Origin of the sequence: Halorarum salinum (assembly GCF_013402875.1) — an archaeon.
Classification (GTDB): domain Archaea; phylum Halobacteriota; class Halobacteria; order Halobacteriales; family Haloferacaceae; genus Halorarum; species Halorarum salinum.
Map to the genome: position 1 here is coordinate 1000167 of NZ_CP058579.1, position 26204 is coordinate 1026370.

At 54.7% G+C, this 26204-nt stretch carries 21 protein-coding genes; 10 read left to right on the forward strand and 11 right to left on the reverse strand.

What is annotated here, in order from left to right; genetic code table 11:
* Positions 1–62: 62 nt before the first annotated feature.
* Positions 63–572, reverse strand: coding sequence for an SWIM zinc finger family protein (locus tag HUG12_RS04770; RefSeq protein ID WP_179267667.1), 510 nt, complete (start codon positions 570–572; stop codon positions 63–65).
* 303 nt (positions 573–875) lie between these two features.
* Here HUG12_RS04770 and HUG12_RS04775 point away from each other — a divergent pair, with 303 nt between their 5' ends.
* From HUG12_RS04775 to HUG12_RS04800, 6 genes are all read left to right on the forward strand, one after another.
* Entirely contained in the window at positions 876–2282 is a 1407-nt protein-coding gene (locus HUG12_RS04775; protein WP_179267668.1) for a sugar transferase, read from the forward strand.
* Between the two features lie 661 nt (positions 2283–2943).
* Positions 2944–4752, forward strand: coding sequence for an ABC transporter ATP-binding protein (locus tag HUG12_RS04780; protein ID WP_179267669.1), 1809 nt, complete (start codon positions 2944–2946; stop codon positions 4750–4752).
* Positions 4753–5217: 465 nt separating this feature from the next.
* On the forward strand, positions 5218–6168 hold the full coding sequence (locus HUG12_RS04785) for a polysaccharide pyruvyl transferase family protein (protein WP_179267670.1): 951 nt from the start codon (positions 5218–5220) through the stop codon (positions 6166–6168).
* A gap of 42 nt (positions 6169–6210) precedes the next feature.
* On the forward strand, positions 6211–6918 hold the full coding sequence (locus HUG12_RS04790) for a class I SAM-dependent methyltransferase (protein ID WP_179267671.1): 708 nt from the start codon (positions 6211–6213) through the stop codon (positions 6916–6918).
* A 195-nt stretch (positions 6919–7113) separates the two neighbouring features.
* The gene (locus tag HUG12_RS04795; protein WP_179267672.1) at positions 7114–8040 is read left to right on the forward strand and encodes a glycosyltransferase family 8 protein; all 927 of its coding nucleotides are present in this window, start codon (positions 7114–7116) and stop codon (positions 8038–8040) included.
* A 304-nt stretch (positions 8041–8344) separates the two neighbouring features.
* Positions 8345–9538: an O-antigen ligase family protein gene (locus HUG12_RS04800; protein WP_179267673.1), complete on the forward strand. Its 1194-nt coding sequence runs from the start codon at positions 8345–8347 to the stop codon at positions 9536–9538.
* Between the two features lie 88 nt (positions 9539–9626).
* Here the strand turns inward: HUG12_RS04800 and HUG12_RS04805 are convergent, their stop codons facing one another.
* The 7 genes from HUG12_RS04805 to HUG12_RS04835 form a co-directional block, all read right to left on the reverse strand.
* Positions 9627–10820: a glycosyltransferase gene (locus tag HUG12_RS04805; protein WP_345776999.1), complete on the reverse strand. Its 1194-nt coding sequence runs from the start codon at positions 10818–10820 to the stop codon at positions 9627–9629.
* 287 nt (positions 10821–11107) lie between these two features.
* Complete coding sequence (locus tag HUG12_RS04810) at positions 11108–12232, reverse strand: prenyltransferase/squalene oxidase repeat-containing protein (RefSeq protein ID WP_179267675.1); 1125 nt, start codon at positions 12230–12232, stop codon at positions 11108–11110.
* A complete protein-coding gene (locus HUG12_RS04815; protein ID WP_179267676.1) occupies positions 12229–14058 on the reverse strand; it encodes an alginate lyase family protein in 1830 nt (609 codons plus the stop codon). Before HUG12_RS04815 ends, HUG12_RS04810 begins: the two co-directional genes overlap by 4 nt.
* Position 14059: 1 nt before the next feature.
* Positions 14060–15475, reverse strand: coding sequence for a sulfatase (locus tag HUG12_RS04820; RefSeq protein WP_179267677.1), 1416 nt, complete (start codon positions 15473–15475; stop codon positions 14060–14062).
* A gap of 30 nt (positions 15476–15505) precedes the next feature.
* Positions 15506–16768, reverse strand: coding sequence for a nucleotide sugar dehydrogenase (locus HUG12_RS04825; protein WP_179267678.1), 1263 nt, complete (start codon positions 16766–16768; stop codon positions 15506–15508).
* On the reverse strand, positions 16765–17853 hold the full coding sequence (gene wecB / locus HUG12_RS04830; RefSeq protein WP_179267679.1) for a non-hydrolyzing UDP-N-acetylglucosamine 2-epimerase: 1089 nt from the start codon (positions 17851–17853) through the stop codon (positions 16765–16767). The genes HUG12_RS04825 and wecB overlap by 4 nt, the downstream gene beginning before the upstream one ends.
* Positions 17854–17913: 60 nt before the next feature.
* Complete coding sequence (locus HUG12_RS04835; protein WP_179267680.1) at positions 17914–19131, reverse strand: glycosyltransferase family 4 protein; 1218 nt, start codon at positions 19129–19131, stop codon at positions 17914–17916.
* 690 nt (positions 19132–19821) lie between these two features.
* Between HUG12_RS04835 and HUG12_RS04840 the strand changes: the two genes are divergently transcribed.
* Positions 19822–20943, forward strand: a complete 1122-nt coding sequence (locus tag HUG12_RS04840) for a DUF4330 family protein (RefSeq protein WP_179267681.1) — start codon at positions 19822–19824, stop codon at positions 20941–20943.
* A 4-nt stretch (positions 20944–20947) separates the two neighbouring features.
* Positions 20948–21406 carry a hypothetical protein gene (locus HUG12_RS04845; RefSeq protein ID WP_179266817.1) on the forward strand — a complete coding sequence of 153 codons (459 nt, stop codon included), beginning with the start codon at positions 20948–20950 and terminating at the stop codon, positions 21404–21406.
* A gap of 28 nt (positions 21407–21434) precedes the next feature.
* On the opposite strand, the gene HUG12_RS04850 is transcribed toward HUG12_RS04845, so the two are convergent.
* The 3 genes from HUG12_RS04850 to HUG12_RS04860 all read right to left on the reverse strand — a co-directional run bounded on the left by HUG12_RS04850 (position 21435) and on the right by HUG12_RS04860 (position 23210).
* The gene (locus tag HUG12_RS04850) at positions 21435–21992 is read right to left on the reverse strand and encodes a hypothetical protein (protein WP_179267682.1); all 558 of its coding nucleotides are present in this window, start codon (positions 21990–21992) and stop codon (positions 21435–21437) included.
* 318 nt (positions 21993–22310) lie between these two features.
* Positions 22311–22754, reverse strand: a complete 444-nt coding sequence (locus HUG12_RS04855; protein WP_179267683.1) for a type IV pilin — start codon at positions 22752–22754, stop codon at positions 22311–22313.
* Between the two features lie 6 nt (positions 22755–22760).
* Entirely contained in the window at positions 22761–23210 is a 450-nt protein-coding gene (locus tag HUG12_RS04860; RefSeq protein WP_179267684.1) for a type IV pilin, read from the reverse strand.
* 257 nt (positions 23211–23467) lie between these two features.
* Between HUG12_RS04860 and HUG12_RS04865 the strand changes: the two genes are divergently transcribed.
* Positions 23468–25792 (forward strand): hypothetical protein, encoded by a 2325-nt coding sequence (locus HUG12_RS04865; RefSeq protein WP_179267685.1) that lies wholly within the window; start codon positions 23468–23470, stop codon positions 25790–25792.
* A gap of 6 nt (positions 25793–25798) precedes the next feature.
* Complete coding sequence (locus tag HUG12_RS04870; protein WP_179267686.1) at positions 25799–26203, forward strand: VanZ family protein; 405 nt, start codon at positions 25799–25801, stop codon at positions 26201–26203.
* Position 26204: the final 1 nt, after the last annotated feature.

Below are 26204 nucleotides of genomic sequence, written 5' to 3' on the forward strand. Positions count from 1 at the left end.
TCACGCGAGGCAATCTCGGCTGCCCCGCACCCCTTGGGGGCTGACAAAATCTGCTGCGGACGTTACTGGCCGGGGACGGAGCGGCGACCTGCGAGGACGCAATTCCAGCAGGGGAAGTCGTCAGTCAGGTCGTCGCACTCGCAGGGATACTCCTCTTCGTCGATGCCGTCCCGAGAGGCCTCATCGGAGTCGACGGGCTCATCACTGGCGTCCGGAGAGTGTTGTGTGTCCTTCTCCGCAAGATACTGCTCCTCGGAGAGCGGCTGGTTGGATGACCCAGAGCCGTCAGCGGCGAGCTGTGCGTGAATCGCTGCCTCGAGAACGGGCGTTCTGATGGCGACCGCGACCCGGTGTTTGCAGGCGCCCTCGTACTTCCTGTCTGCTGGGCACTCACAGTGAGTGGGAAGTCCGTCTGTCACGGTGACCCGGTACTCGTGATTCTCGGGGTCGGTGTAGCTGCCATTTCTAACGAGGAGTGTGCCTTCCCGGAGTTCGAATTCGAACGCCTCGTACTGGGCACGTTTGAGGACAAACGTCGATACATCTAGACGGGCAAGTGGATGTGCTGGCATATCGGGACTGCGAGGGCGACTGAGTCGCCCCGCACCCTCGGGGGGCAGATAAACTCCCCGTCGCTATCCAGCCTTAATCGCAGGCGGGTGACCACTCGTATTCGTCTGCGCGTTTGAATCGGATTCCGTTCCTCGTGGTGGGAGAGAAGCGTGGGTTGACTACTTTCTCAGTGAAGGAACGTCCATCGAGGAGGTCAACTTTCGCGACGGAGGGGTAGTGATTCCGTTTAGCACGGGTGACATGACTTCGTTCGAAGGCAAATACGCAGGACTTAACCCCGACCATGTAACACAACTTTGACGATGAACGGGGGGTGGCGATATCGACTGTTCGCGGTCCTCGGCGTCGCCGTGTTCTCGGCAGTCGCCGTGGCGCTCGTCAACAACGCGAGCGTCCAGTCGCTTGCCGATACGGTGCCAGTCCTCTCGCGACTCTCGCCCGATCCACCAGGAGCGGCGGAGTTCACACTCGAGATCCTGACGACCGTCGTCGTGTTCGTGCTCGCATTTTTGCCGTTGTACAAGCCACGCCCACGGCGGATTCTGGACGTCATCGCGCTCTCCCAGAAACGGGTGTTGCTGGCGATGTTCGCTCTGGCGACGGTCGGCTACTTCGATTATACGTACCGGCTGCCGAGGCTGACCGTATTACTGGTAACGCCGATATTGTTCGTGGCATTGCCGGCATGGTTCGCGTGGATTCGTCGTCGACCTACTGAAGGCCAGGAGCGGGCCATCGTGGTGGGTGATGATCCCAAACTGATCCAACAGGTGGCACGGGAGGTGGAGATCCCGTTACTGGGGTACCTCTGCCCAACGAAATCATTCGAGTCGGGTAGTGTCGATTCCAAGGAGGTGCTGGCGATGGCCGATGGTGGAGAGACCTTCGTAGGGTTGACGAGGTTGGGGGGGCTGTCTCGGATTGAAGACGTTCTCGTTGAATACGATATCAATACTGTAGTGCTTGCGTTCGAGCACGCAGACCGCGCGGAGTTCTTCGGTGCACTCGACGCGTGTTACGAGCACGGTGTTGCGGCGAAGGTTCACCGCAACCATGCGGATTCGGTGTTGACGTCCGGGAATGCCGCTGGGACGCTGGTGGACGTCGAAGTGGAGCCCTGGGACGTACAAGACTACATGGTGAAGCGTGCATTCGACGTAGTGTTCTCGGTCGTCGGGCTGGTTGTGTTGGCTCCTGTCGCATTGATAATCGCTGTTGGGATTAAGGTGGACGATGGTGGGCCAGTGCTGTACGAGCAAGAGCGGACTGCCGTGTTCGGGGAGACGTTCGACGTGTACAAGTTCCGGTCCATGGTGCCCAAGGGGGAGTCATCAACGCCTGTCGAGGATGCAAAGAACAATCGGATCACCGACATCGGGCAGACGTTGCGTCGGACGCACCTCGACGAGATTCCACAACTGTGGTCGATTCTACGGGGGGACATGAGCGTAGTGGGTCCGCGAGCGGTGTGGACTAATGAGGAAATGCTGCTGGAGGACGAATCAGAGATGTGGCGCAAGCGGTGGTTCGTGAAGCCCGGATTGACGGGGCTGGCCCAGGTTGAAGGTGCGAAGAGTACGGATCCGGCGGAAAAGTTGCGGCTAGATCTGGAGTACGTTCGACGGCAGTCGTTCGGATATGATGTGAAGATGGTCCTGCGACAGGTCTGGCAGATAATGGAAGAGGTGACATCTATAGCACGTAGTTGATCCGAATATAATCCCAACTTACCTATAAGTATTCTGACTCCAATGTGGTCAGTCATGATTGCATGGAAATATCCGGTTGCAGAGAACACGCGACCTACCGGTGTCCCAATGCCCGGGCCAACGATCAACCAAGGGGGTCTCTGAAGTTGATCTTGGCTGTTCAATATTATATCTTTGTTGCCGACGCTAACAGGTGCCATCGGCAACCATTTCGTGGGAAATGAAGTATAGAAGACAACCGCATCATATTCATAACAACCTTGTTCTCCAGTCGGATCAAGCAAAGTATCTCAGAACGAAACCCAAGGTTAGTTCACAAAATCCATATTAGGAGGCACATCTCGACATCGTGCGGTTGCCGATCTGTACGAGAGACCGTAACGTTCTGTGTGAGGTGCGCGACGCAGAGACGTATTGGAGGCAGTCGCCGATGTCGTCGTCTACCGAGTGACGCAGACTGATGTCTGGATGAGCGTCGCCGAGTCTATCTAGTCGTACCACGAAAATCACAAGTGGGACCTTCAACTAGCGCGGTCGCCGATGGGGTTCGGTCTCTTCGGCGGATCACAACTTGACGGGAACTTCCCTCCTCCCGGCGCCGAACGAACGCGTTTATTACTGCGCTGCCGCTCAGGAAGGACAACGTGGCGGTCGTATCTCTATGAGCATTGATGACACTGAACCGGTCTCTAAACGTGAGAAGGTCGACGCCCTCCTGGATGTCGCGCGGTATAAACCTCGCTTCACCGCCGGGATAGTGGCCCTCGGGGTCGCCGCAGCGGTGCTCGAAGGCGTCGGGTTGAGCTTCATCCTACCGATCGTTGAGTTGGTGCAACTCGAGGACCCCGCGACGCAGGCAGACGGCCTGCTCGGGCTATTCGTCGTTGCTTACCAAGCGGTCGGTCTTCCGTTCACGCTCGGGTACGTGGTGCTCGGAGTTTCACTCGTAATGGTGGTGCGTTACACGACGAGCTTTGCGGTGGCATGGCTTCGCGAGGCAGTTCGGACCTACTATATCCGCGACCTGCAGGACAGGGCATTTCGGAATGCACTCAACGCCCAGGTCGCGTACTTCGACGAAGAGGGGTCTGACGACATCTTGAACGCAATCGTGACACAGACGACGTATGCTGGACGGGTGATTCAGCGAGCCATCCAGCTGTTCGAGCAGTTCTTCCTCGCCGCAGTGTACTTCATCATCGCGTTGGTGATCGCGCCCAGTCTGACGATTGCGACAGGGATCGTCCTCGGCGGCTTCACCGTCTTCTTCCGGCGGGTGATTGAGTCCGGGTACGACATCGGCGACCGGGTCGCGGAGGCGAACGAGGAGCGCCAAGAAGCGGTGCAGGCTGGCACCCAAGGGATTCGCGACGTGCGGATTTTCGGCGTCACAGACGAGCTGTACGGTGACTTCCGGGACGCGATCGAAAAGTTCACCACCGAGCGAATCGCCCTTAGGCGCAACGAAGCGGCCATTAACAGTTTCTACAATCTCGTCGTCGCTGTGTCGGTATTCGTGCTTATCTACTTCGCACTGACCTTCGCTGACCTCTCGCTCGGGTCACTTGGTGTGTTTCTGTTTGCGATGTTCCGTCTTGGTCCACGTGCCAGCAGCGTGAATCGGCTATTCTATCAGGTCGAGAACGATCTACCGCATCTCGTTCGCACAATCGCGTTTGTGGAGGACCTCGAACAGCGGCAGGAGCCCCGAGAGGGAACGGTCGACTCCCCGAAAGAGGTGACGAACGTCAAGTTCGACGACGTCCACTTCTCGTATGACGGCGACGAGCAGGTATTACGAGGGATCGAATTTAACGTTGAGAAGGGCGAGTTCGTCGCGTTTGTTGGTCAATCCGGAGCGGGAAAGTCGACGATCGTCTCGCTGCTCGCCCGGATGTATGAGGTCGACACAGGCGAGATCCGCGCGAACGGCACGCCGATCGACAAGATGGACCTCGATGAGTGGCGCGACCGGATTTCCGTGGTCAGACAAAATCCCTTTGTGTTCAACGACACGCTCCGGTACAACCTCACGATTGGGAACCGCGACGTGAACGACGACGAGCTGGATCGCGTGTGTGAGATCGCGAAGGTTGACGAGTTCCTTGCGGAACTTCCCAAGGGATATGACACGATGCTCGGCGACGAAGGTGTGCGGCTCTCCGGCGGCCAGAAACAGCGTGTGGCGTTGGCACGGGCGTTACTGGAAGACGCAGACTTACTGATTCTCGACGAGGCGACGAGCGATCTAGACTCGGATCTGGAGAAGCAGGTACAGCAAGCCATTGAGGAGATGGACCGCGAGTACACAATCGTGACAATCGCACACCGGCTGTCGACGGTGAAGAACGCAGATAGGATTTTAACCGTCGAAGACGGGCAGATTATCGAGTCCGGCAGTCACAGACAACTCGTTGACCGAGGTGGGAAATATGCTAAGCTATACAGGATTCAGTCAACGAAAGAATAAAGCAGTCAAAGGCCGTTCAGGCTGTATCAAAGTTAGTAAAACAGATGGAAAATACGGAGTTATGGAACTAAAAAGTGATTGATATGTAAATAAAAGATTCTAGCGGATTGTGAGACTGCATTTGATTTTACTCCTCCATAGGCCTCAATGTTATATGTTTCGTATATATGTGTATCGCAGGATTCGTGGTACTACTCTTGGACAGGCACTAAGGGCCAAGCGTATCCTATCTCGATGATAAGTCTGTCTCAGACATCACTCCTAACCATACAAAACAAGACAAGCGGAACGATCATAACGGTGATTACAGTGATGAGAGCAAGGTTTTGTTTCGTATTCTATATAGTATAGCCTCAATCCCAAATACTTTTCCGTGAGTGTGATTTATAAAAACCAACTACTAGAATAGAGAGGGAACAAAGTCACTGCATTTACCAAGAAGTGACTGCTCTAAGGTGAGTATACGTGAAATATGGACTACTCGAGTACACGACAAGCAATATAGGAGACGAAATACAGAGCTTAGCTGCGAAACAGCTCTTGCCAAAGGTTGACACATACTTAAAACGTGACTACTTAAATCAAGTCAATACTCAGGAGGAAATAAAAATTATTCTTAATGGGTGGTTCACGCATCATCCAGAGAATTGGCCCCCAGCAGATAATATAAACCCCCTCATTATATCATTTCATATTGATAAAGAAATTTCCGATAGGCTACTAACGCCTAAATCTGTAGAATATCTCAAAAGATATGATCCAATTGGATGTCGGGATTTGTACACTAAAAGCATTCTAGAAAATAATGGCATCGATGCATATTTTTCTGGGTGTTTAACTCTAACGCTTACTCCTGACCAACAATTAAACAATTCCGATGAAATTCTTCTTGTAGATCTTGATCACGAAGTAGTAGATGCTTTACCAGATAATTTGACTCAAGATGCTCGAACCATGTCACACTATACAGACCCAATTGAAAAAATAGAAAATAAAACTCGAAAAAATGTGCCTGCAACCGCTAAAAAAATCGCGGGAGCCAGTAGATTGGACCATTTATATAATTATTTATTTGATATCACTAAGAACCGCACGACCGTGTTGAAAACTGATAGAGAATCAAAATTCCAGAAGGCAAAACAATATCTTGCGAGATATGCGCAAGCAGAGTTAGTGATTACTTCTCGACTGCATGTAACTCTACCTTGTTTAGCATTCGACACCCCTGTCATACTTGTTCACCGGAATATAAATGATCCAAGATTTAGTGGACTAAGTGAGTATATGAACTTAGTGGACCGATCTAATATCATTAACCAAGAATATACGAATTTCCTCGATTTGGAAACACCAAAGTCTATTGTACCTATACAGAAGGAGTTAGAGAATGCAGTAGAAGAATTCATTGCGGAATAGCTCGATGAGTACTCTTACGCATGTCGCGAAAAGACTCTCTATATGATTTCCACAGATGAGGAATTTGACCCTTTCAGTCAGTATGCTGGTAAGGGACCGCAGTACCGACAGCGCTTCGTTCGATGGTTCCATAATAACCGACTCTCGGACTTTTCTAGTCTAATTGATCCAGGGAACACCTTGTTATCAGTTGGATGTGGAAACGCAGAGCTGGAATCAAAAATTCTCAGTACCAAATTTGAGGATATATACTCAGTTGAAATCCACCGCGGTCGAGCAAAAATAGCATATGAAAAGCAGCTGTCTAGCATTCAAGGTTCTGCACAATTGATGCCATTTTCCGAGAACTCTTTTGATGCGATCGTCGCTGCAGGTACTATCGAACACTTACCAGATGAAAAGGAATTCCTCAAGGAAGCGTACAGATGTCTCAAGCCAAATGGTCATCTCTACTTTACTATCCCAATCGAAGTTGGTATCGGCGGGTTTGTCCGTTATCTTGCAAAGAATTTCGTACATCCTAACCGGAATGATTCGCCTGATGGATTAAAGCGGTATATCGATTATACAAGTGAAGAATTTTTCAAGACAGTTCCACGAAACAAACATGGAACATTTCATCGGTATTACAATTATGTCTATATTCTTAATGACACCAAACGGACCTTTTCGGAAGTTGAGATTCAAGGGTGGCCGATTACTCAGCTCAAACAACTAAATCTGATTCTGTTTGTGAAGGCAGATAAATAATCACGTGGTTGAGTCGAGGTTATGGGAAATGGTCCGGTCTTTTTGAGTTGCTCATTAGGGTCCTCCTTCATCGCTATGTCACCCGTGCACTAGTTTGAAGGAACCAAAGTATACATCGAATCTTATGTCGATATCGGCAACGACGGGTTTATGCATACTATCAATATACCGTAAATGAGTGCTCATAAGAAGACTATGACAGACTACATTGCGTATATTGTTGGTGGAGATAGTTGGACTCCGTGTTATGTGTCAATTTACTCACTTCTATCAAACAACCCAAACAGAAGATTCAAGATATTTATACTATCTGAAGAAAACAAGAGTGTGAAATTTTTCAATAACATTGACTTCCTAAATGATGTCCACGGTGATTTCGAAGTAGAGTACATATGGATTGATGAAACACAGTATGATGATTTCCCAAGAGCCGATAATGGCCAGAACCACCTAACAAATGGAGTATACTTCAAACTATCAATAGACGATTTTCTCCCAATTGATGGAAATGTTCTGTATCTTGATGCAGACACAATAGTTGATGGTCCCCTTGATGATTTGCTTGATCGTGATATGAGTGATTGCATTATCGCAGCTTCGCCTGATCGGTTAAATAGAATTCTCGGTTTAGACATTCCTAATACAAAACGCTATTTCAACGCGGGGGTTTGTTACATAAATTTAAATAATTGGTCTGATATGAATATAGGAGAGAAAGCTATAAAATATATATTTGAAAAGAATCCCGATCTAAATGATCAAACAGCGATGAATGTGACGTTACATCAACTAGATATGGTGGATATCATATCACCAGAATATAACGCTCACGGACACTGGGCTAAAGAGTTCCAGAAATACGATGAAAATCCTATTATAATTCATTATACTGGGAGAAATAAACCATGGCATTATTGGACGAAGCGTCCTTACAAAAAAACTTGGGTGAGCTACTGTTCAGAGACTCCTTTGGATAACTATTATCCACAAGATAAGGACTTAAAGTCATATCTTCAGAGTAAGCAGCATCTTATAGAAAGAACTGTAAGTAATCTTCTTGAACCATACCCAGTTGCCAAACGTAGTATCAGCAATGCTTATGATGCCTTAGTTAAACAGTAGAATAGCACTTATTAGTGCCATTATACTAGTGATCGATGGGTTTGTATCATAAACGGACGATCTCTGGTAATGTTACTAGGAAATTCTCCCGTCACATCCGTCATCCTTAACGAAATGTTGCCCGCTAAAATACGAAAATTATAAATACTGGATTCTTGAAATCTGGTTAATGGTGTGGTCGCTACTCTTAATAATAATTACAATCATAGTATTTTGGACCTTTTACTGTGCGTTGTATCCGAAACGTTCTTTTCTGTTTTTGATATTTGTAAATATAACATTCTTTAATTGGCCCGTTATTAATGTGGTTCCCGAGATCGCGCCTATCCGGATAACTGATCTGATGCTTGTTGGATTGATTGCCGGGCTGATACTCACCCGTAAGATCGGCTACGAGATAATTATTCCTCCGATTGATAGCGTCATTACAAGCTTTGGAATTTTCTTGATCCCTATATTTGTCTTCCCAGCCCTTGGCACACTTGTACAAGGTTATTCGCTTACCTACCTAACATCCGGTATTCGATTCGTACAATGGTTTACATTTCTCATTATCGCTCTGAACCTGAGCATAAATGATAATCTTCGATTTCATGACTTCTTTGTGGTTATGTACCTCTCTATCGCCTTCCATACAGGATTTTCCGTCCTACAATACATCGATTATCACAGCGTTGCTGGCCTTTTCACCGACAAAAATTACTTTGACGTAATTATTAGCGCACATTACAGTCGCGTGACCGGCTTTCATGACTCACCAATAATTGCTGGCCAGTTTGCGTCGTTAGTGACGCTACTGTGTCTCCCATATCTGCTCAGTCGGCGTCACTACATACACCTCTTCTTCTTCGTGGTGGCGGCGGGATTCATAATCTTGTTTAGTCAAACAAGGGCCGCGCTGGTCACATTCATCGTCGGAATTCTGCTCTTTGCGATCTTCAGCCCAGAAATCCGTTTTAAGAATACGATAGTGTACGGCCTCCCGTCTCTTTTAGCGTTGAGTGTCGTAGTTGGAACGGTTAATATTATTCCAAGCAGAGTCATGGAATTGCTTGACGTTCTTTCTCGCGGACCGCAGGCCATCTCCAGTCTACAGGTTAGATTATCATACTGGGAACAGGGAATCGACATGTATCGTACTTATGGGTTCTGGGGGACATTGGTGAATGCGAACGCGCTAAAGGGGACATTAACTGATAACTATTACTTACAGTTGTTCGTTCAGGCTGGCCCACTCGGACCTCTCACATTGGTCATGTTGCTGATCTCTATTATGGCCCGGCCGACACTCAAGTTCAACGATGAGAGGGAGCATCTTCAGATCGGGCTTCGAATCTTCGCCTGTTGTCTGGCTATTGGCCTTCTTGTTCATAATCTGTTCCCTCTCCCTCCTATTCAAATTCCTCTGTGGACGGCGGTTGGCATCGCGTACGGCTTGTCCTATTCTCGAGATATGTCGGCCCATGTTTCAAACAGTTCACCTAGCAATGTTCCTTAGGTAACCAGCACCGTCAATGGATTATCAGTAGTCTCCCAATCGTCCAAGAAGGCTATCTCGTCGCTTTAGAGTTGAAGATTGATGACCGTCAACCGTCAATAGCAGCCAATTCTTTATGAATGTCGACAATCTCGTCTGCGTACGCCTCCCATGTCCACCCCTCCGAAACCAGACGGTTGAGTCCGTCCATTCCCATCTCCCGCAAAGTCGATCGGTCCCGGACGAGCTGATGGAGTGTGTTAACGAGCTCGACCTGATCACCAGGCTCAATCAACACTCCTGTCTCGCCGTCCTGAACTTGTTCGGTTACGCCCCCAATTCGTGTCGACAACACTGCTGTTTCGGCGGCCATTGCTTCATAAATTACGGTCGGACGCCCCTCTGCATAGCTCGGAAGCATGAGAAGGTCAGCCATCGCATACCAGTCTCGGAGCGTTGCCGTCTCAACCCCTGTTTTGATTCGAATCGATGTGGGGGTATCCGTGTCGCCAGCGGCTGCCTCAAGGCGATCCTGTAACTCACCGCCATGGCCGACGAACACATATTCGACAGATTCATCCGGAAACTGTGCGAGCGAATCGATAATATCGGAAACACCCTTACGTTCAATGAACTGCCCGCAGAATAGGACGAGTATAGCGTCATCCGGGACTGTGTAGGACTTGCGGAGAGTATCTCGATTTTCGGTAGGATAATTCTTAGGCGTAGCGCCGATCGGAACGGTCGAAACTGCCCCATCTGGTGCAATTTCGGTCGCCACCGATTCAAGTGCTTTCGAGACGCAGAACACATGAGACGCTGCGTTTAACGTCTGTTGGACCTGTCTAGCCACTCCCGGTGGCAAGGAAGTGAAGTTATTGAGGAAATGACCATGGCAAGTGACGGTCAATGGAACCCCTTCCTCTCTTGCGACTGGGACTAGGCCATAGCCGTCAGGATAAACATGACAACCATGGACGATGTCTCCCGAGAGGTTCACATCCGCGTGCTTTGTGGCAAACTGAAATAATTTCCCGGTCAAAGCATGAAGCAGTGACTTGGGAACGAGATAGGGAAAACGCGGTCGCAATACTTCGTATCTGTCGAAGATTTCGTACTTTGGTATGGTCTGATAGTACGAGTACGGTCCGACCGGTGGGGCGTATGGGATTGGGCTAGAAACCAACACAGAACAGTCTGGGTGGTCAGCTAGAGACTCAAGAGATCGTTTGTTGTAGAGGCCTCGATACGGTTCTTGGCAGTTCGGGTGGTAGAAGGCCGACGCTATCAATTCGTACGTCATTGTCGGAATATACGGTGAAACACTGCGCTATGGTGGCGGATCGCCGGTTGTTGATCAACCAGAATCACAGGTATCCCAACGACTCCAGTTGCTCGTGATCAACTGGTTGATCGATATCCGGGCGCTTTTCTGAGTTGTCCTGCACGGTTTCGGTAACGACGAACGAGATGTACTCCTCTACGGTGTCGAATTCAGTACCGACAATCCGGTCTCGGCAAGATCTAGCTGTTTTCTCGGAAAGTGTAACTGTTATGTCTAGCATGTCTTTTGTTGAGGTTTCGTAATCATCAGTTGACCCCGCTGTCAAAATAAACTTCGCGGATAAGACAGTCGGCAAGGAACTTCGCTGCCCAGTTTGGGTAGCGAAGTCGCATGTACCTACCCCAGACCGGTAGTGATCCTTTCATACCGCCTTTGACCTCGGGTGGCGCATTAAGCAACTGATGTCGCTTGAGGAATTCTATAGCGCTTGCTGCCCCCTTCCGGTATCTTTGGTCGTCGAACTGCTCGGCTAGACGTAGCCACACGAGTGCCATCTGCGCGTTTCCAGTGAGACAGAAAAAATCGTCGCCGGTCCATGACTCGTTATAGGCTCCTCGCAACGGTCCGGTTGTACGCTGCAGGTTGAGCAATACATCTGCTGTTTCTCGGGCGGTGGCGACCAGTCTGTTGTCCTCCAGTAACAGTCCTCCTTCCAAGAGTCCCCGGACTGTGTAAGCGATGGTGTGGAGAAATGGCGTCTCTTTTGGTGAAAAACCTGTCAGCTTGAACCAGTTCGTGTCGGTCTGCATTGAGACAACCCACTGCAGGTGACGCGCCGCGTGTTCACGGAACATCTCGTTTCCCACAGCGTCCGCAGCCTCAAGCAACGCCCATGCAACCCGTGAGCAGTAACTATGAACCTCTCCACGGTAGTCAAATTGGTCCCAATAGCCGTCTTCATGTTGGACATCAACAAGCCAGCGGCCGGCCCGTTCAATCGCCTCGTGGAACTTTTGATCCCTAGTCTCTCGATACGCGCGAACAAGGCCGAATAGAACCTGACCGGTATTGAATACGCTTGGATCCACATTCGGACCGGGATCTACTCCTCTCGGAAATGCTCCATTGTTGAACTGCACCTTAAGAAGCCACGAAACCATCCTTTCAGCCCTATGTTGTGCCTCTCTTGAATCTGCGTACTCTGCATAATCGTATAGTGTAGGCACGATGTATCCCGACGTCTCGGGATACGGTCCAGACCATCCCGTGAGCAAACTGTAGTACGCCGCGGACCCCCCACACCCCGTCACGTCCTGACTTCGGTACAGCCAGTTGATCGTCGCCGAGAGGTGTTCCTTGTCCGATCGGGGCGTTGTCCGTTCTCCCCGGAGGTCTCCGTAAATCGCGCGTGCGAGTGTAACCGGCTTCATGTCTCTATCCGTGGAAGTACCGTCGTCTGACCATCGACGTGAACCGTAGTTGGCAATGAGTCCTCACGCTCCAATTCGATATCAACGTCCTTATCGACGGCGAAATACCCGAATGCCCGATTCTCTGTCCGGAATTCGACGACAGCACGTTCGATCGTTTCGCCAAATTTCGGGAAATACGGTCCGGTTTCGATTCCGACCTCTTCGATGCGAACCGGTCTTACGTGTAGTTCGGGCCCATTCCGACGAGTGAAGGCAACACTCGATCCCTCCTCCTGAACGGAAACTTCCGGGTGAGCGTGCAGCCTACTGATGTAAGGTGATGATTCCGCCTCAACGTTGTCCCACACGAACAGCCAGTCATCGCCACGGTACACCGTCCGACGGTGTTGGTACGGATCGCTTTCACCGGCCTCGTATCGCGTTGCGACGGCGAGGATTCCGTTCTTCGTGGACGCCGTAGTCCTAGTGGTGATCGTCCCACCCATTCGAAACCGCCCTCCGTAGGTCTTCGGTTCGATTTTGCTTACCTGAACGGTATTGTGTGACTCGACACTCCGTGAAGCAGTACGCTTCACCCCGGACTGATAATCGAAGACGCCGGTATCGGTAATCATGCGGGTTCCTTCCGTCCAGATCAAGACTGTACTGGGATCGTTGTGCGTGTGCGCCATCTGATGGTCCGGCCCCGAATCCCCCGCATCGAGTAACAGGCTCGTCCCATCCGCCTCGAACCAGTAGAGGGCTGACTCCCCCGGACGATCTCGGGGCTGGACGTCGACTCCGAGCGACGAAGCGTACTCCAGTATCGTTTCGAGACGATGTGCCTGTTCAAAGACTGCGTCGTTCAACAGCGGGATCCGACCGTCGGGAGGACGGAGATACTCCGCAAAACTGCAGGCAGCAGCAACCGTTTGGTTCAACCATTCCGATGGATTCGTCCTCTGTTCTGAATGTATCGAAAGGGCCGTGAGCATCCGCTCCGTCACTTCGAGGTGATACATCGGGCTTCTCTCGAAGTGATATCCATCGTCGAAGAACTGCGTCTCTGCGGTCGACTTCAGGACGTTCATGCCCCTGTAAACGAAACGATCTCCGACCTCAGGGAATACGCTTCCCCCCACGACAAGCGCGGCCCCGTTATCGATCAGGTGGTTACCACCCACGTCCCATTCGACGTTGTTTTCGAGAAAGAGAAGGTTCTTGTAGAGGAATCGCTCTTCAGCCTCGGTGAGTCCGCCTTTCCACGCTCCATATCGGGAGAGGGCAGTAATTCGAAGGGAAACGGAGTATGGGGCCCAAAATCCGCGGAGATACCCGACGCGAGAGCCGATACGCTCCGTTTCGACGCAAGACTCTAGCCAGGAGTCAACTCGCGCAGCGAACTCGCCACATTCTTCTGGAGTCTCATATCCAAGGATTCCCCAGAGGAATGGCTCGAAGGCAGCCAATTTGATGAACCAGAGCCGGGGGAGTCCCGTGAGCTGCTCGTCGTCCGGGGTGGCCTCGGCAGGGGACGAGACGCGTCTCGTCCTATTTAAAAATGCAACGGCGCCGCGTGCGAACTCCGAACTCAGGTTTCGGTATCGCCGTCGTTCCGCCTCTGAAAGAGAGGATCGCAGTCTCCGGTTGTCGATCGAGTGGGCCTCGAAATCGGTCGTCAATGAGTCCGGAATGCGGCGACGATAACGCTCGTCCACATCTACGGGAAGACGTGGGATCACGCGATTTCGCGCTTTCCTAGAAGCAATGCCTAGAAGCTGTCTCGGCCTCTTTTTGGCAGCTGTCCTCGCGAGGAGGCTGTAGCGCTCTGTTCGGTACCCCATGTTAGATCTTTCCTGCCTCTCTGAGTTCCGCAATTCGTCTTCTGACCCGTTGTTTTTCGGCTACGGTTCGATTCCGTCGCTGTATGAATTCCCGGTGGCTGTCAAGTTCGGATTCGAGGGTTGATTGTCTCTCGTACTCTCCGTGAACTGGCTCGTGCTCCCCGGGATCGTCTTCGAGATGGTACAGTTCAAGTGAACCAGTATGCTGGTTACGGATCAACTTCCAGGGGGGTTCAGTTCGAGCCTGAAAAACATCGTTGTCCACGTTCTCTCCGAGAGCAGGATCGTAATCGTACACGACCTCCGTCGAAACCCCCAGTCGCTGCTCTTCTAACAGGTCGATCCCCTCAAAGCTCTCCGGAGACCCCTTGATTCCAGTCACCGTGTCGATGATTGTCTGCGGGACATCGACGAGCGCCGCAACATTTCGAGTTTCGTGATCGACTCCTGGACCATGGAACAACAGGGGGACACGAATGATCTCCTGATACAGTGTATCTGGCCCGTGGCTGAATCCCCCGTGATCGTAAAGTTCTGTCCCGTGGTCACCCACGATGGCGATTAGTGTGTCCTCAAATTCGTTTTGCTCTCTCAGCGCCGAGACGAGCCGACCGATGGCGGCGTCGGTTCGACGAATCTCTGCATCGTACAGCTGTTCGATTTGAGCGATCGTCTCACTGTCTACGGAAGCGTTCTCCTTCTTGTACTCGTGAGCGACCGTGTGCCAGATTTGACCGATCTCCAGTCGAGAGAGCTTTTCATCGGAATCGTCCGGGAGAAACTCTGCTGGAGGAATCCACGGGTAGTGTGGATCCATGTAATGTACCCAGAGGAAGAACGGACCGTCACCGGACCTCGTTTCCAGCCAATCGCTTGCGGCATCGGTGAGTGGCTCAGCCGGCATGAGTGGCTGTGAACCAAGGACGGCGTTCGTTATCCGGCCGAGTCGACCGAGCCGATCGGTGAGCGTATCACTGAACGAAACGGCTCGCTTGGCGAATCGCTTGAGTTCCCGGGTGATTTGGCCGGTGTTGATTCGCGAATCGTCTTCCGACAAGAAATCCCGATACATGTCGAATCCCCGGTCGTACCCGTAAGCTTTCGTCAACCACGGGTTCTTCGCGTTGAATCCCGCCGTCGAGTAACCTTCCCCTCGAAAGACCTCTGGGATAGATGTCACGGTATCTGGGAGGCCAATACCTTCCTCGTGACTGAGTGAGTTAATCCCACCGAGAAGCGACTTGAAGGAGTAATATGTCGGAATTCCGGTTGCTATAGCGTATTCAAAAGTGGTCCCCTCGCCGGCCAATCCGTCCATGACCGGAGTCGTGTCACACTGCTCTCCTACAAATCCCACCCGATCGGCCCGTATCGAATCTATCGTGATGTAGAGAACGTTCGGCGTGGAATTGGACATTGAAATGAGCGTATTCGGCAACTGTTGGCTTTACACCTTATATACGTCGAATCCGGCCGCCTCCCAGCGCTCTTCATCCAGCATCGCCCTCGCGTCGACGATCACGCGTCCGTCCATCCAGTTTGCAAACGCCCCGGGGTCCAGCGCCCCGTACTCCGGGTGGTCGGTCACAATCACGGCTGCGTCGCTCCCCTCCAGACTCTCCGAGAGCGACAGCACCTCCCGGTTGATTGAGCCCGCTTTCACGTAGGGGTCGCTGAAGCGGACTCCTCCGACGGACGATTCCTCCAGGCGGTTCGCCAGCATGAACGACGGACTCTCACGGGTGTCCGCCACACCGCCTTTATACGCCATTCCTAGCACCGTCACCGTCGACCCGGCCACGCCGTCCAGTGCCGCTTCCAGCAACTCCGCCACGAACCCGGCCATCCCGTCGTTCACCGCTCGGGCGGTCTCGATCAACATCGGGATGTCGTTGTCGTACGTCAAGAACAGCGGATCGATCGGGATACAGTGCCCGCCGACGCCGGGACCCGGATGGAGGATATCCACGCGCGGGTGCTCGTTCGCGAACCCGATGGCCTTACGGGAGTCGATCCCGAACTCGTGGGCCAGCTTCGCCACCTCGTTCGCGAACGCGATGTTGACGTCTCGGTAGGCGTTCTGAATGAGCTTCACGCACTCTGCCGTGGTAGCGTCGGTTATTCGGACATCTCCCGAGACGAACGCGTCGTACAGCGCGACGATCCGATCCGGGGACCGACCATTGACGGTGCCGACCAGCCGATCGTTCTCCCGTAACTCCGTCAGCGTATTCCCGGGTAACACCGTTTCCGGACTGTACCCCAGTAGGATGTCCTCCGTCACCGACAGCTCCTTGCGCTCGATGATCTTGCGGAGCCGACCCGCCGTCGTCCCGGGCGGCACGGTCGACGAGAGGATCACTGCGTCCCCCGGCCGCAACAGCTCCGCGACCGTCTCCCCGGCGGCCTCGACGGACGAAAGGTCCGTCCGGTCGAGGTCCCTATCGTAGGGAGTCGGCACGCAAATCACGTGAAAGTCCGCCGGCTCGGGCTCGCTTGCGATCGACAGGCCATCTGAAATCGCCCGGTCCACGAAGCGCTCGAGGTCCGGCTCCTCAAACGTGAAATCCCCGTTCTCGAGGTTCCGCCGGTGGTCGGGATCGACATCGAATCCGGCCACCTCGTGGCCGGAGTTTGCTAGGATTGCCGCTGTCGGCAACCCGACGTACCCGAGACCGTGAACGCAGATGCTCGGAATTGCTTCGGTCATGCTTGATCGTACTCGAGCGCGTCGAGGATTTGTTTGGCCGCCGTTCCATCCCCAAAGGGATTCTCCCAGTTGGGTCCCACCCCAAGTATTTCTCGAACACCTTCGACCACACTTTCAGACTCAACGCCGACGATCCGGTTCGCCCCGACTTCAACCGTCTCTGGCCGCTCGGTGTTATCCCGAAGCGTCACGCAGGGCGTCTGCAGGATACAGCTCTCCTCCTGGACGCCGCCGGAGTCAGTGAACACGATCGTCGCCTCGTCCTCCAGCACGAGGAAGTCGAGGAAGTCCTGCGGCTCCACGAGACGAATCTCCGCCGGCACGTCGATCCCGAACTCCGACACCCACTTATCGGCACGGGGGTGGATTGGGTATACGACCAGAAGATCCTGCTCTCGTGCGGCCCTCGCCACCCCGTCGAGGAGCGTGACGAACCGCTCGCGGTCGTCGACGTTCTCGGCCCGGTGGGCCGTCAATAGCCCAAACTCACTCTCGAGACCCAGCTCCGCCAGCACGCTGCTCCGCTCGTGGGCGATCTCGACGTTCTGCGTGACGGCGTCGACGATAGTGTTCCCGGTGACAGTGATCCGATCGTCGGCCAGTCCCTCCGAGAGCAACTGCTGGCGGGACGTCTCTGTCGGCGGGAACAGGTGGTCGGCGGCGTGGTCGGCCAGCCGGCGGTTGACCTCCTCAGGCATCTCCCGGTCGAAGCTCCGGAGGCCGGCCTCGACATGACCCACCTCAATACCTTTCATCTTCGTCGCCGCGATCGTCCCCGCCAGTACCGAGTTGGTGTCCCCTTGGACCAGCACCACGTCTGGACGCTCTTCTTCCAACACCGACTCGATCCCGACAATCATCTCTCCGGTCTGTTCGCCGTGGCTGCTTGATCCCACCGCCAGGTTGTACTCCGGCGGTGGCAACTCAAGTTGCTCGAAGAACACCGAATCGAGCTCGTCGGAGTAGTGCTGCCCGGTGTGAATGAGCGAGAACGGAACATCATATCGTTGACAGGATCGGATGACCGGGGAGAGCTTGATTATCTCCGGTCTCGTGCCAAGTACGAAGCTGAGAGTAGAAGACATCGTCTTGAGCTTTCGTCATATCTTCGGATTCAGCGGTCCAACTTAAAAAACTCGTATTCGCTACGAACCAGCCGATGCTCGGCCGCCGGTAATCGTCGCCAGATACTCGGAAGCAATCGTGTTCCAGTTGAAATGGTCGACGACGTACTCTCGTCCCGAAAGCGCGTACTCTTCCCTCAATTCGGGATCGTCTCTGAGTTGCCTGGCTGCCTCGGCCACCTCCTCAGTATTGCCTGGTTCCATAACGATCCCAGCTTCTGCCTCAGTTAGGATACGCTTGGCCTCGCCCTGAACTCCCAGAATTATGGGTAGTTCGGCCGCCATGGACTCCAGCAGCTTCGAGGGAATCACTGTCTCGAAGATCTTCCGGGGTTTCAGGTGAACGAGGGCGACGTCCGAGTTTTCGAGGATCGCTGGCACCTCATCCTTCGGCCGGCGTCCCGTGAACACGACGTTCTTGAGATCGGTAGCCCGTGCTTCGAGCTCATCACGTTCGGCGCCATCCCCGACGATCACGAACTGGATATCCTCCAGTTCCGGGGCTGCCTCCAGCACCACTGACAATCCGTGGGCTCGCCCGATCGTGCCGACGTACGAGATGGTGAACTCATTGTCGATCTCGTCGGCCACCAGTGAATCCTTCCCCTCGGTCTGATAGAAGTCGAGATCGATTCCGTTCGGATGGAAAGCGATCTTCGATCGATTGACACCACACTCCGCGATCGGCTCGACGAACGCCTGCGATACCACGACGAGGTGATCTGATCGACGGTACAGGAACTCCACTGTTCGTTTCAGCTTCCAGATCACGAGTTTGTTGTCGAAATCACTGACAGCCAGAATTGATTCGGGCCACAGATCGCGCACCTCGAACACGAACGTCGCCCGTTTGACCCGGGCGATGACCCAGGCCGACACCCCCGTCAGCGGTTGCGGAGAGGTTGCGATCACGACCGTCGGAGAGGTGTACCGGAGTCCGACAATCATCGAGATAAGCATGAACCAGATGAACTTGAGACTCCGACGGATCAGATTGCCACTGGGTGAGGTAATCGTCTTGGTGTAGTAAACGTCGACATCGCCCCGCTTTTCGTGACCTAACCAGTCATTGTCGTAGCCGTCGTAGATCTCCCCCTCTGGATAGTCAGGTGCAGACGTCAGGACTGTCACGGACGCCTCCTCCGACCACCGTTTCGAGAGTTCGTCCCACCGCGTCTGGGAGGCCCCCGTTTCCGGCGGGAAGTACTGCGTCACGACGAGAATCGAGTCGTCATTCATCGCGTATTAAGGTAACCAGAACCAGGCTACTTCGGGATTGTTATTTCAGGCTCTGAAGGGATCGATACGAGGAGAATCGGATCCCGTCAAGATCTTCTGACAATATCGGATTGAGGAGTTCTTCCTCCCACTCGATCCACGAATCCGGGTATTCCTCCTTCAGTTTCGGATCGTCAACGGAACCCCGCAGTTTCTCCCACGCCTCCCGGCTCTCGTACTGCCAGACAGCAGTATACCGATCGACGCGTGCGCCTTTAATCCCTTTGAGGAACCAATAATCGGTCAACTCCGGAAGGTCAATCAGGTCTCGTAATTCAGCCTCGGCAACAGTTGCTTCAAATTCTGCTGGTGTGGCGTCTTCGGTTAGTTCGCATTTTTGAATGTTAATACCATTGAATTTTATTACTCACATCTTCATCTGGGAAAATCAATTTACTTTGTTAAAGTAACCATTCGCATAGATATTGGCGGCCCAATTGGAATAGAGATGAATTTTTCGGCATCTATTTTACTTCCTCGTTCGAAGTGTCTCTCTAGCGAGGGACAGTTCGATCAATCATCACTGATGGTAGGCGTTCCATCTCCATCCGCCGCCCAAGCAGCGTCCTCGTGAACTCTCATTCGCGAGTCGCAACGAATTAGTCTCTCACCTGAGTCACACCCAAAAATGACCGTCTCAGGTGACCGCCAATGCAGTTGATCGACGATGAGGGCAACCTCTTCGGTATCGTCAACGCCGTCGACGCGTTCGCGGTCCTCCTCGTCATCGCCGTCCTCACAGCGGGTGCCGCGTTTGCCCTCCAACCCGACCCGGAGCCGCAAGAATCCGACCGGACATCCCGACACGCCACCCTTGACCTCGGCTCCCAGCCCGACTACATCATCGCCGAACTGAACGAGGGAGATACGTACTCTGCATCCGAGAAAACGAACCTCACGATCACCGACGTCCATCTCGAACCCACCACAGACGGTTCTGACACGCGCGTATTCCTCCGCGTCGAACTCGTCGGAGAGTCCACGGAGACGGCCGACAACACTGGGACACCCATGCTCTCGTACGAGGGCGCACCGCCTCGGCTCGGTCGTAACCTCGATATCGTCACCGACAGCTACCAGGTGAGCGGCCGTATCACCGACGTCGGCGATGAGTCGTCACTTCCGACCGTCGAACGCACCGTCCTCCTCGAGACGACTGTCGACGCAGACACTGCCACCATTATCGAAGAAGGCGACCAGTTCACCCTTCGCGAGCGGACGCTCGGGGCCGTTGAACACGTCGAGGTATACGGGACCAACAAGTCCAACCGAAAGCGCGTTCTCCTCGGGGTCACCCTCACCGCCAGTGAGATGGGTGATGGCACCGAGTTCGCCGGCACGCGACTGCGACAGGGCGCCACGATTCCCTTCCGCACGGCAGACTACGATCTCATGGGAGAAATTACGCGCGTCGACGCCACCGAACCACGAGGGGAGCCGACCACCCGGACGGTGACGCTCACACTCGAAAATGTCTCACCGGAACTGTCGACGTCCATCCGGTCGGGCATGACCGAGTCCGCGAACGGGAACGTGCTCGCCGAACTCACTGACGTCCAGCGGGAGCCCTCGACCATCGTGCTCGTCAGCGATGACGGAAACATCTACGAACGTGAACACCCGCGCAACGAGGACGTGACCATTACCGCCGACCTCGCGGTTCGCGAGACAGCCACCGGTATCACGTTCAAGGGCGAACCGCTCCAGTACGGGTCGACTGTCACCCTGGATCTCGGGAGCGTCACTGTCACTATGACGGTCGGTTCGATGTAACCCAATGGCAGACACCCCATCTGCCCAGAAGTCGACGGGCACGCGAGCGGTCCTTGGTCGTGCACTGGAGCAGTCGTCCCTAGTTGTGGCGCTACGCGCGCCGTTCCGGGAAGATGCACGGACGCGCCAAACAGCCCGATGGCTCTCGGAGACCGTCAGGAACTCGTTCATCTACCGCTGGCTCACGAAGGAACCCGAACCCGAGGTATTCGTCATCGATCTCCGAGAGACGTGGACTGTCGGACCGGTCATCCGCCTTCTCGATCACGTCATTGTTGGGGTCATCCCCATCTGGAACGAATCAACGTTCAAGCGCGGTTTTGATCTTCTCGCACTCCAACTCGACCATGCAACTGAGACTCGGTCCGGACAGCTCCTCATCAAGTTTCTCGAACCACCAGCGCCTCCCGAGGAGACGAACGAATCAGATGGCGGCCAAGTTCGGTCGGATCACGAGGAGTAAGCCACTCAGCTATTGTAATACCTGAAACTTAGCGTCGAACCGTGTCACGTCTTCCAAACCCGAGGTCACGAACTGCTTCGGCCGAGACGACCACGTTCCGACCCGCAGTCACTGGTTCGTTCGTAACTGAGCCGACGAGTGTCGCGAGATCGCTGCGGTAGGATTGTCGCCTGTTCCGAGCCTGTATCGTGACAGTGTCCTTCGACTCGAAGAACGTTCCTCGCTCGAGGAGGAACAGCTCGACAGCACGGAGTCGGGACTCCTTGGGTGCCTCGAGTAACCACTGGGGTAGGTGACCGACTGAGTCATCGTTCTTGTCACCTTGCGGTGCGCCATATGCAACGAGGACGCGACCGAACACCGTCGCTCCCTCGGCCGGAAGGAATTCCGTCGGACGGTCGGGATCGTCCTCGTGGCGTGTAACGTAGCCATCCGTCATGTCTGCGAGTGCGTCAGCGATGAGTGCGTGCCCCCGTTCAGTTTCGGGTAGCCAGGCCGGAACCCAGTTTGTCGCGATACCACCGCATGCGAAGATGCCAGCGAGGAGCGTCGCGAGCGCCGGTTGTCGTGGGTCTGATTCGTCCATGCTCAGCCATCCTCGCCCCCGGGCGTGTTCGAGTCCACGGACGACGTCAGGTTTCGACGTCTCGTTCATCCAGCCGCGTATCCGGTTTTCGTTCAGCCCGAGGTTCGTACTGGCCCGACGGCGGCCGTGCTCCGGATGCTTCGAGACGTATTCTCGGACTCGCTGGAAGTCTTGAAGGACATCAGTTGGCTGCGACGCATTGGGCGGCTCGTACGTGTTGACGAACTCCGTTTCTCTAGATGAAAGTGGCATCAATTCGTGACTCTAATGGTCGCATCCGACATCGAGAAAAATGATTCGAGTTTCCGTTTGATTCAGTTACGGCGTCTGACCTTCTGCAAGCGCCTGCGAGTTACTGCCGTCCGGAGATGTCCAGATTACGCGGACTGTCGTTCCTTCGGCAACGGGATAATCGCTGCCGACTTCACCAAGCATCACAGAGGATCCTGACGCAACTGGGTAACTCGAGAATTCCTCCGAGTTTCCATCAGCGTCTTCTAACACGAGTGACTCGGAGTTATCCTGATCGATCGTCGCACCACCCTCGTGAACTGCTTCGACGGCATACGAGTTACCAGCGCCATTTCCCGAATATTCGAAGTCGAAATTCGCGTTCGGTGCCGTATCGCCGAGGTTGTTCCCCAGTCCGAGCACGAACGTCCCGATGACGGCCGCGAGGATCACGGTGATCGCCACCATGAGGATGACTCCGATAACTGGACTGACAGCGCGATCTTCAGTGTAGAGTTTCTGGAAGTTCATTGTCTATTAGGGTGCCTGACTTTCCGCGATCGTCTGGGAGTTGCTGCCGTCAGGGGATGTCCAGACGACGCGAATATCTGCCCCTGACATTACATCTTCTAGCGTTTCAGAGTCACCAGAGCTTACCCCGTCATTGAGGGTTCCAATGTCCACCTCATCACCATTAGGCTCAGGTTCCGTCTCAGAAGCACTAAGGACGAGACTGTCAGCGTTATCGCTATCTATAGTCGCACCCCCTTGATGGGTCGCAGTAACGTCATAATCACCAGCACCTGTAGGATCATCGTAATCGAAGTCGAAGTTCGCATTCGGCGCTGTATCGCCGAGGTTGTTCCCCAGTCCGAGCACGAACGTCCCGATGACGGCCGCGAGGATCACGGTAATCGCCACCATGAGGATAACTCCGATAACTGGACTGACCGCCCGTTCGTCTTCGATGAGCTTTCTGAATTGCATTAGTTGTCTCCTGTGACCCGGAGCCCCGGACGGAACCGATTTCCGTGATGCGGAGCGTTGAGTCTGAATTACCAAACAAATAGTCTGGGAATAAAGGTACTGGTCAGATTATCAGTTGTGAATCCACCCCTCGCCATTCCTGGGAAAGGACCAGCAATGAACGCGTGTGGATTCGAACCATCCGGGGTAAGCTATTCCTACGACCGACACCATCGGGAGACGGTGGCTTTATTCTCCGAGTGTGACTGACTCTGGCTATGGTCACCGCCCGCGACGTCCGCGACCTTCTCGACGAGCGGCCGGATCTCGAACCGGCCGTTGAGGTCGTCCTCGAACCCGAGGAGCCATGGGTGTTCGAGGACGTCGACGTCGACTCGGGCGCATTCGGCGAACTCGTCTCCCACGGTATCGTCACGCGCGATGGTGATGAGTATCGGATCGCGGATCGGGCCGCCGTACGGAACGGACTCAATGGTGAAATTCGTGCTACGGAATCCACCGACGACAGCTCCTTCGATTTTGAATTCTTCATCACCGACCGCTTCGAACGTGGCCTCCTCGTCGGCGTACTCCTGCTCGTCGTCGCCTTTCGCCTCTTCTCGTTGTCCTCCGTGTTTCAGGGAGGTGACGTCGTCCTTACCGGGAATGACCCCTACTTCTACCGCTACTGGGTCGAGACGATGCTCGCCACTCCCGAGGCGACGTTCGGAGTGGTTCCGGACGGCATCAGCATGGGTGAACCACTTCTCGTGGCGACGCTCTGGCTCGCCTCGTCGGTGCTCGGCGGCACACCTGAGGTCGCCGGCCACGTCCTCGCCTGGTACCCGATCGTTTCGGCCATTATCACCGCCCTGCTTGTCTACCTGATTACGGTGACGATCACCGACGACCGCCGGATTGCCATTGCCGCAGTTGCCATGTTCGCGGTCGTTCCGGCCCACGCCTATCGAACGAGTCTCGGCTTCGCTGACCACCACGCGTTCGACTACCCCTGGCTCGCGCTGACCGTACTCGGCATCGTAATCGTCGCACAGGAGGCTCAACGACTGGACGCGACAGTGGATGACTCGTCTGGGCTGAGGGGTCTCCTCCCGCCGAAGAGGGCCGCCGCGATGCTCGCCATCGGCGTCGGTGTCGGGGGCCAGACGCTCGCGTGGGATGCGAGCCCACTGCTGATCGCACCGATCGGCCTGTATCTCGCCGCCGACGCGCTTCGCGCCGTCCGCGCGGGCGAGTCACCACTCCCGACGAGCGGACCGGTCCTGCTCGGAACGATCCTGGGTGCTATCATCGCGTGGACTGCACACACGACGGTCGAGTGGCACACGACGCTCGTCGCGTCGGCGCCAGCGCTCGTCGCTATCGGCGGCATCGGCGTACTCGTCGCCGGCGAACTCGCGTATCGACTCGACCAGCCTGCGAAGGTCCTGGCCGGTATCGAGGGTGTGGGACTGGTCGCAGGAATAGTGGCACTCACCACGCTCCGACCGGAGTACTGGGCGCGACTCACGACGGGCGTCACCGACCGCCTGCTCGCACGCCGGGCGATCGCCGAGACGCAGGGGCTGTTCGGCCAGTCGTTCGGCTGGTTGCTCCTGATCGGCCTTGTGCTCGTCCTCGCGCTCCCCTACATGGCGTGGGGGATCAGGTTGGCGCTCGAGGACGAGCGCTGGCTGGTCCCGACCGTGTACAGCTGGTACTTCCTCGTGCTCGCGACCATTCAGGTGCGGTTCCTCGGTGAACTCTCCCCAGTCGTCGTCATCTTCGCCGCCACGGGTTTCATCCACCTCGCAGAGAAGATCGACTGCTCTCGCCCGCCGGCGCCGTTCGAGGGCACCCGCGTTCCCGACATTCGAATCCCGGACCGGGAACCGCTCGTCGCGGTCGTCATCCTGTTCCTGTTCGTCACGAGCGTGAGTATCGTCCAGGTGCCGGTGAAGACGAGCCAGCTCACCATCTCCGAGGGACAGTACGAGACGGCCGACTGGATCGCCGACCATAGCGCCGAACAGGGCCATGAGTACCCCGAAAACTACGTGTTCAGTTTCTGGCCGGACACACGTGTGTACAACTACTTCGTGAACGGCGAGTCCCGCTCCTACGGGTACGCCCAGAGCAACTACGTCGACTTCGTCGGCTCACAGGACCCGGCCGAATGGTACGACCGCTTGGACGGGCGGGCCGGCTACGTCGTCACCACGCCGATCGTCGTCGGGAACGAGACGATGCTCGGCACCCGCCTCCAGGTCAACAACGGCAGCCGAACTGACGCCGCCCCGGGGCTCGCTCACTATCGCCTCATCCATACTGAGACAGACGGCGAATACAAGGTATTCGAACTCGTCGACGGCGCGGTCATCCAGGGGGAGGCGGAGCCAAACGAGACAGTAACAGTGCGGACGGACGTCGAACTGGAGAACTTCTCGTTCACGTACGTCCGCGAGACGACCGCTGATGCAAACGGGACCTACAGCGTGCGAGTCGCTCACCCAGGTGAGTACCAGCTCGGAAACGAATCCGTCTCAGTCCCTGAATCGGCTGTGGAGAACGGAACGACCGTCACCGCGGGCGGAGGGAACTGATCGAGAATGCGGTCGATCCCCGTTCCGCTCTTCCCACGGTCGCTCCGCTGGCTCGGCGTCTGTGCCGTCGTCGTGGTGATCAGCTACTTCTCGCTCGGGAGTGTGCCACCGGAACCGCCAACGCCGACGCCCATCTGGGACAAGCATCTCCACTTCATCTCGTATGCCGGACTCGCACTGGCGCTCGCGTACGCGACGGTCGATCACTATACCTCGTCCCGCCGACGCGTTCTCGTCCTCGGCGGCGCAATCGCGTTCGGCGTGCTCATCGAACTCCTTCAGGGAACCACCCCACACCGCTACTTCGGATGGGGCGACCTGCTCGCGAACGCGCTCGGTGCGGCGCTCGCGAGCCTCTGGTTCGTCGTCGAACGGGTCGTTCGGTACGTTCCAATACTGGATTCGGACTGAG

Bases quoted from the DNA above. Each gene is read 5' to 3' on its own strand.
- HUG12_RS04770 (WP_179267667.1), bottom strand. From the start codon at position 572: ATGCCAGCACATCCACTTGCCCGTCTAGATGTATCGACGTTTGTCCTC.
- HUG12_RS04870 (WP_179267686.1), top strand. From the start codon at position 25,799: ATGCGGTCGATCCCCGTTCCGCTCTTCCCACGGTCGCTCCGCTGGCTC.
- HUG12_RS04850 (WP_179267682.1), bottom strand. From the start codon at position 21,992: ATGGACGAATCAGACCCACGACAACCGGCGCTCGCGACGCTCCTCGCT.
- HUG12_RS04815 (WP_179267676.1), bottom strand. From the start codon at position 14,058: ATGGGGTACCGAACAGAGCGCTACAGCCTCCTCGCGAGGACAGCTGCC.
- HUG12_RS04775 (WP_179267668.1), top strand. From the start codon at position 876: ATGAACGGGGGGTGGCGATATCGACTGTTCGCGGTCCTCGGCGTCGCC.
- HUG12_RS04860 (WP_179267684.1), bottom strand. From the start codon at position 23,210: ATGCAATTCAGAAAGCTCATCGAAGACGAACGGGCGGTCAGTCCAGTT.
- HUG12_RS04820 (WP_179267677.1), bottom strand. From the start codon at position 15,475: ATGTCCAATTCCACGCCGAACGTTCTCTACATCACGATAGATTCGATA.
- wecB (WP_179267679.1), bottom strand. From the start codon at position 17,853: ATGTCTTCTACTCTCAGCTTCGTACTTGGCACGAGACCGGAGATAATC.
- HUG12_RS04825 (WP_179267678.1), bottom strand. From the start codon at position 16,768: ATGACCGAAGCAATTCCGAGCATCTGCGTTCACGGTCTCGGGTACGTC.
- HUG12_RS04865 (WP_179267685.1), top strand. From the start codon at position 23,468: ATGGTCACCGCCCGCGACGTCCGCGACCTTCTCGACGAGCGGCCGGAT.
- HUG12_RS04780 (WP_179267669.1), top strand. From the start codon at position 2,944: ATGAGCATTGATGACACTGAACCGGTCTCTAAACGTGAGAAGGTCGAC.
- HUG12_RS04810 (WP_179267675.1), bottom strand. From the start codon at position 12,232: ATGAAGCCGGTTACACTCGCACGCGCGATTTACGGAGACCTCCGGGGA.
- HUG12_RS04855 (WP_179267683.1), bottom strand. From the start codon at position 22,754: ATGAACTTCCAGAAACTCTACACTGAAGATCGCGCTGTCAGTCCAGTT.
- HUG12_RS04835 (WP_179267680.1), bottom strand. From the start codon at position 19,131: ATGAATGACGACTCGATTCTCGTCGTGACGCAGTACTTCCCGCCGGAA.
- HUG12_RS04790 (WP_179267671.1), top strand. From the start codon at position 6,211: ATGATTTCCACAGATGAGGAATTTGACCCTTTCAGTCAGTATGCTGGT.
- HUG12_RS04795 (WP_179267672.1), top strand. From the start codon at position 7,114: ATGACAGACTACATTGCGTATATTGTTGGTGGAGATAGTTGGACTCCG.
- HUG12_RS04845 (WP_179266817.1), top strand. From the start codon at position 20,948: ATGGCAGACACCCCATCTGCCCAGAAGTCGACGGGCACGCGAGCGGTC.
- HUG12_RS04840 (WP_179267681.1), top strand. From the start codon at position 19,822: ATGCAGTTGATCGACGATGAGGGCAACCTCTTCGGTATCGTCAACGCC.
- HUG12_RS04805 (WP_345776999.1), bottom strand. From the start codon at position 10,820: ATGACGTACGAATTGATAGCGTCGGCCTTCTACCACCCGAACTGCCAA.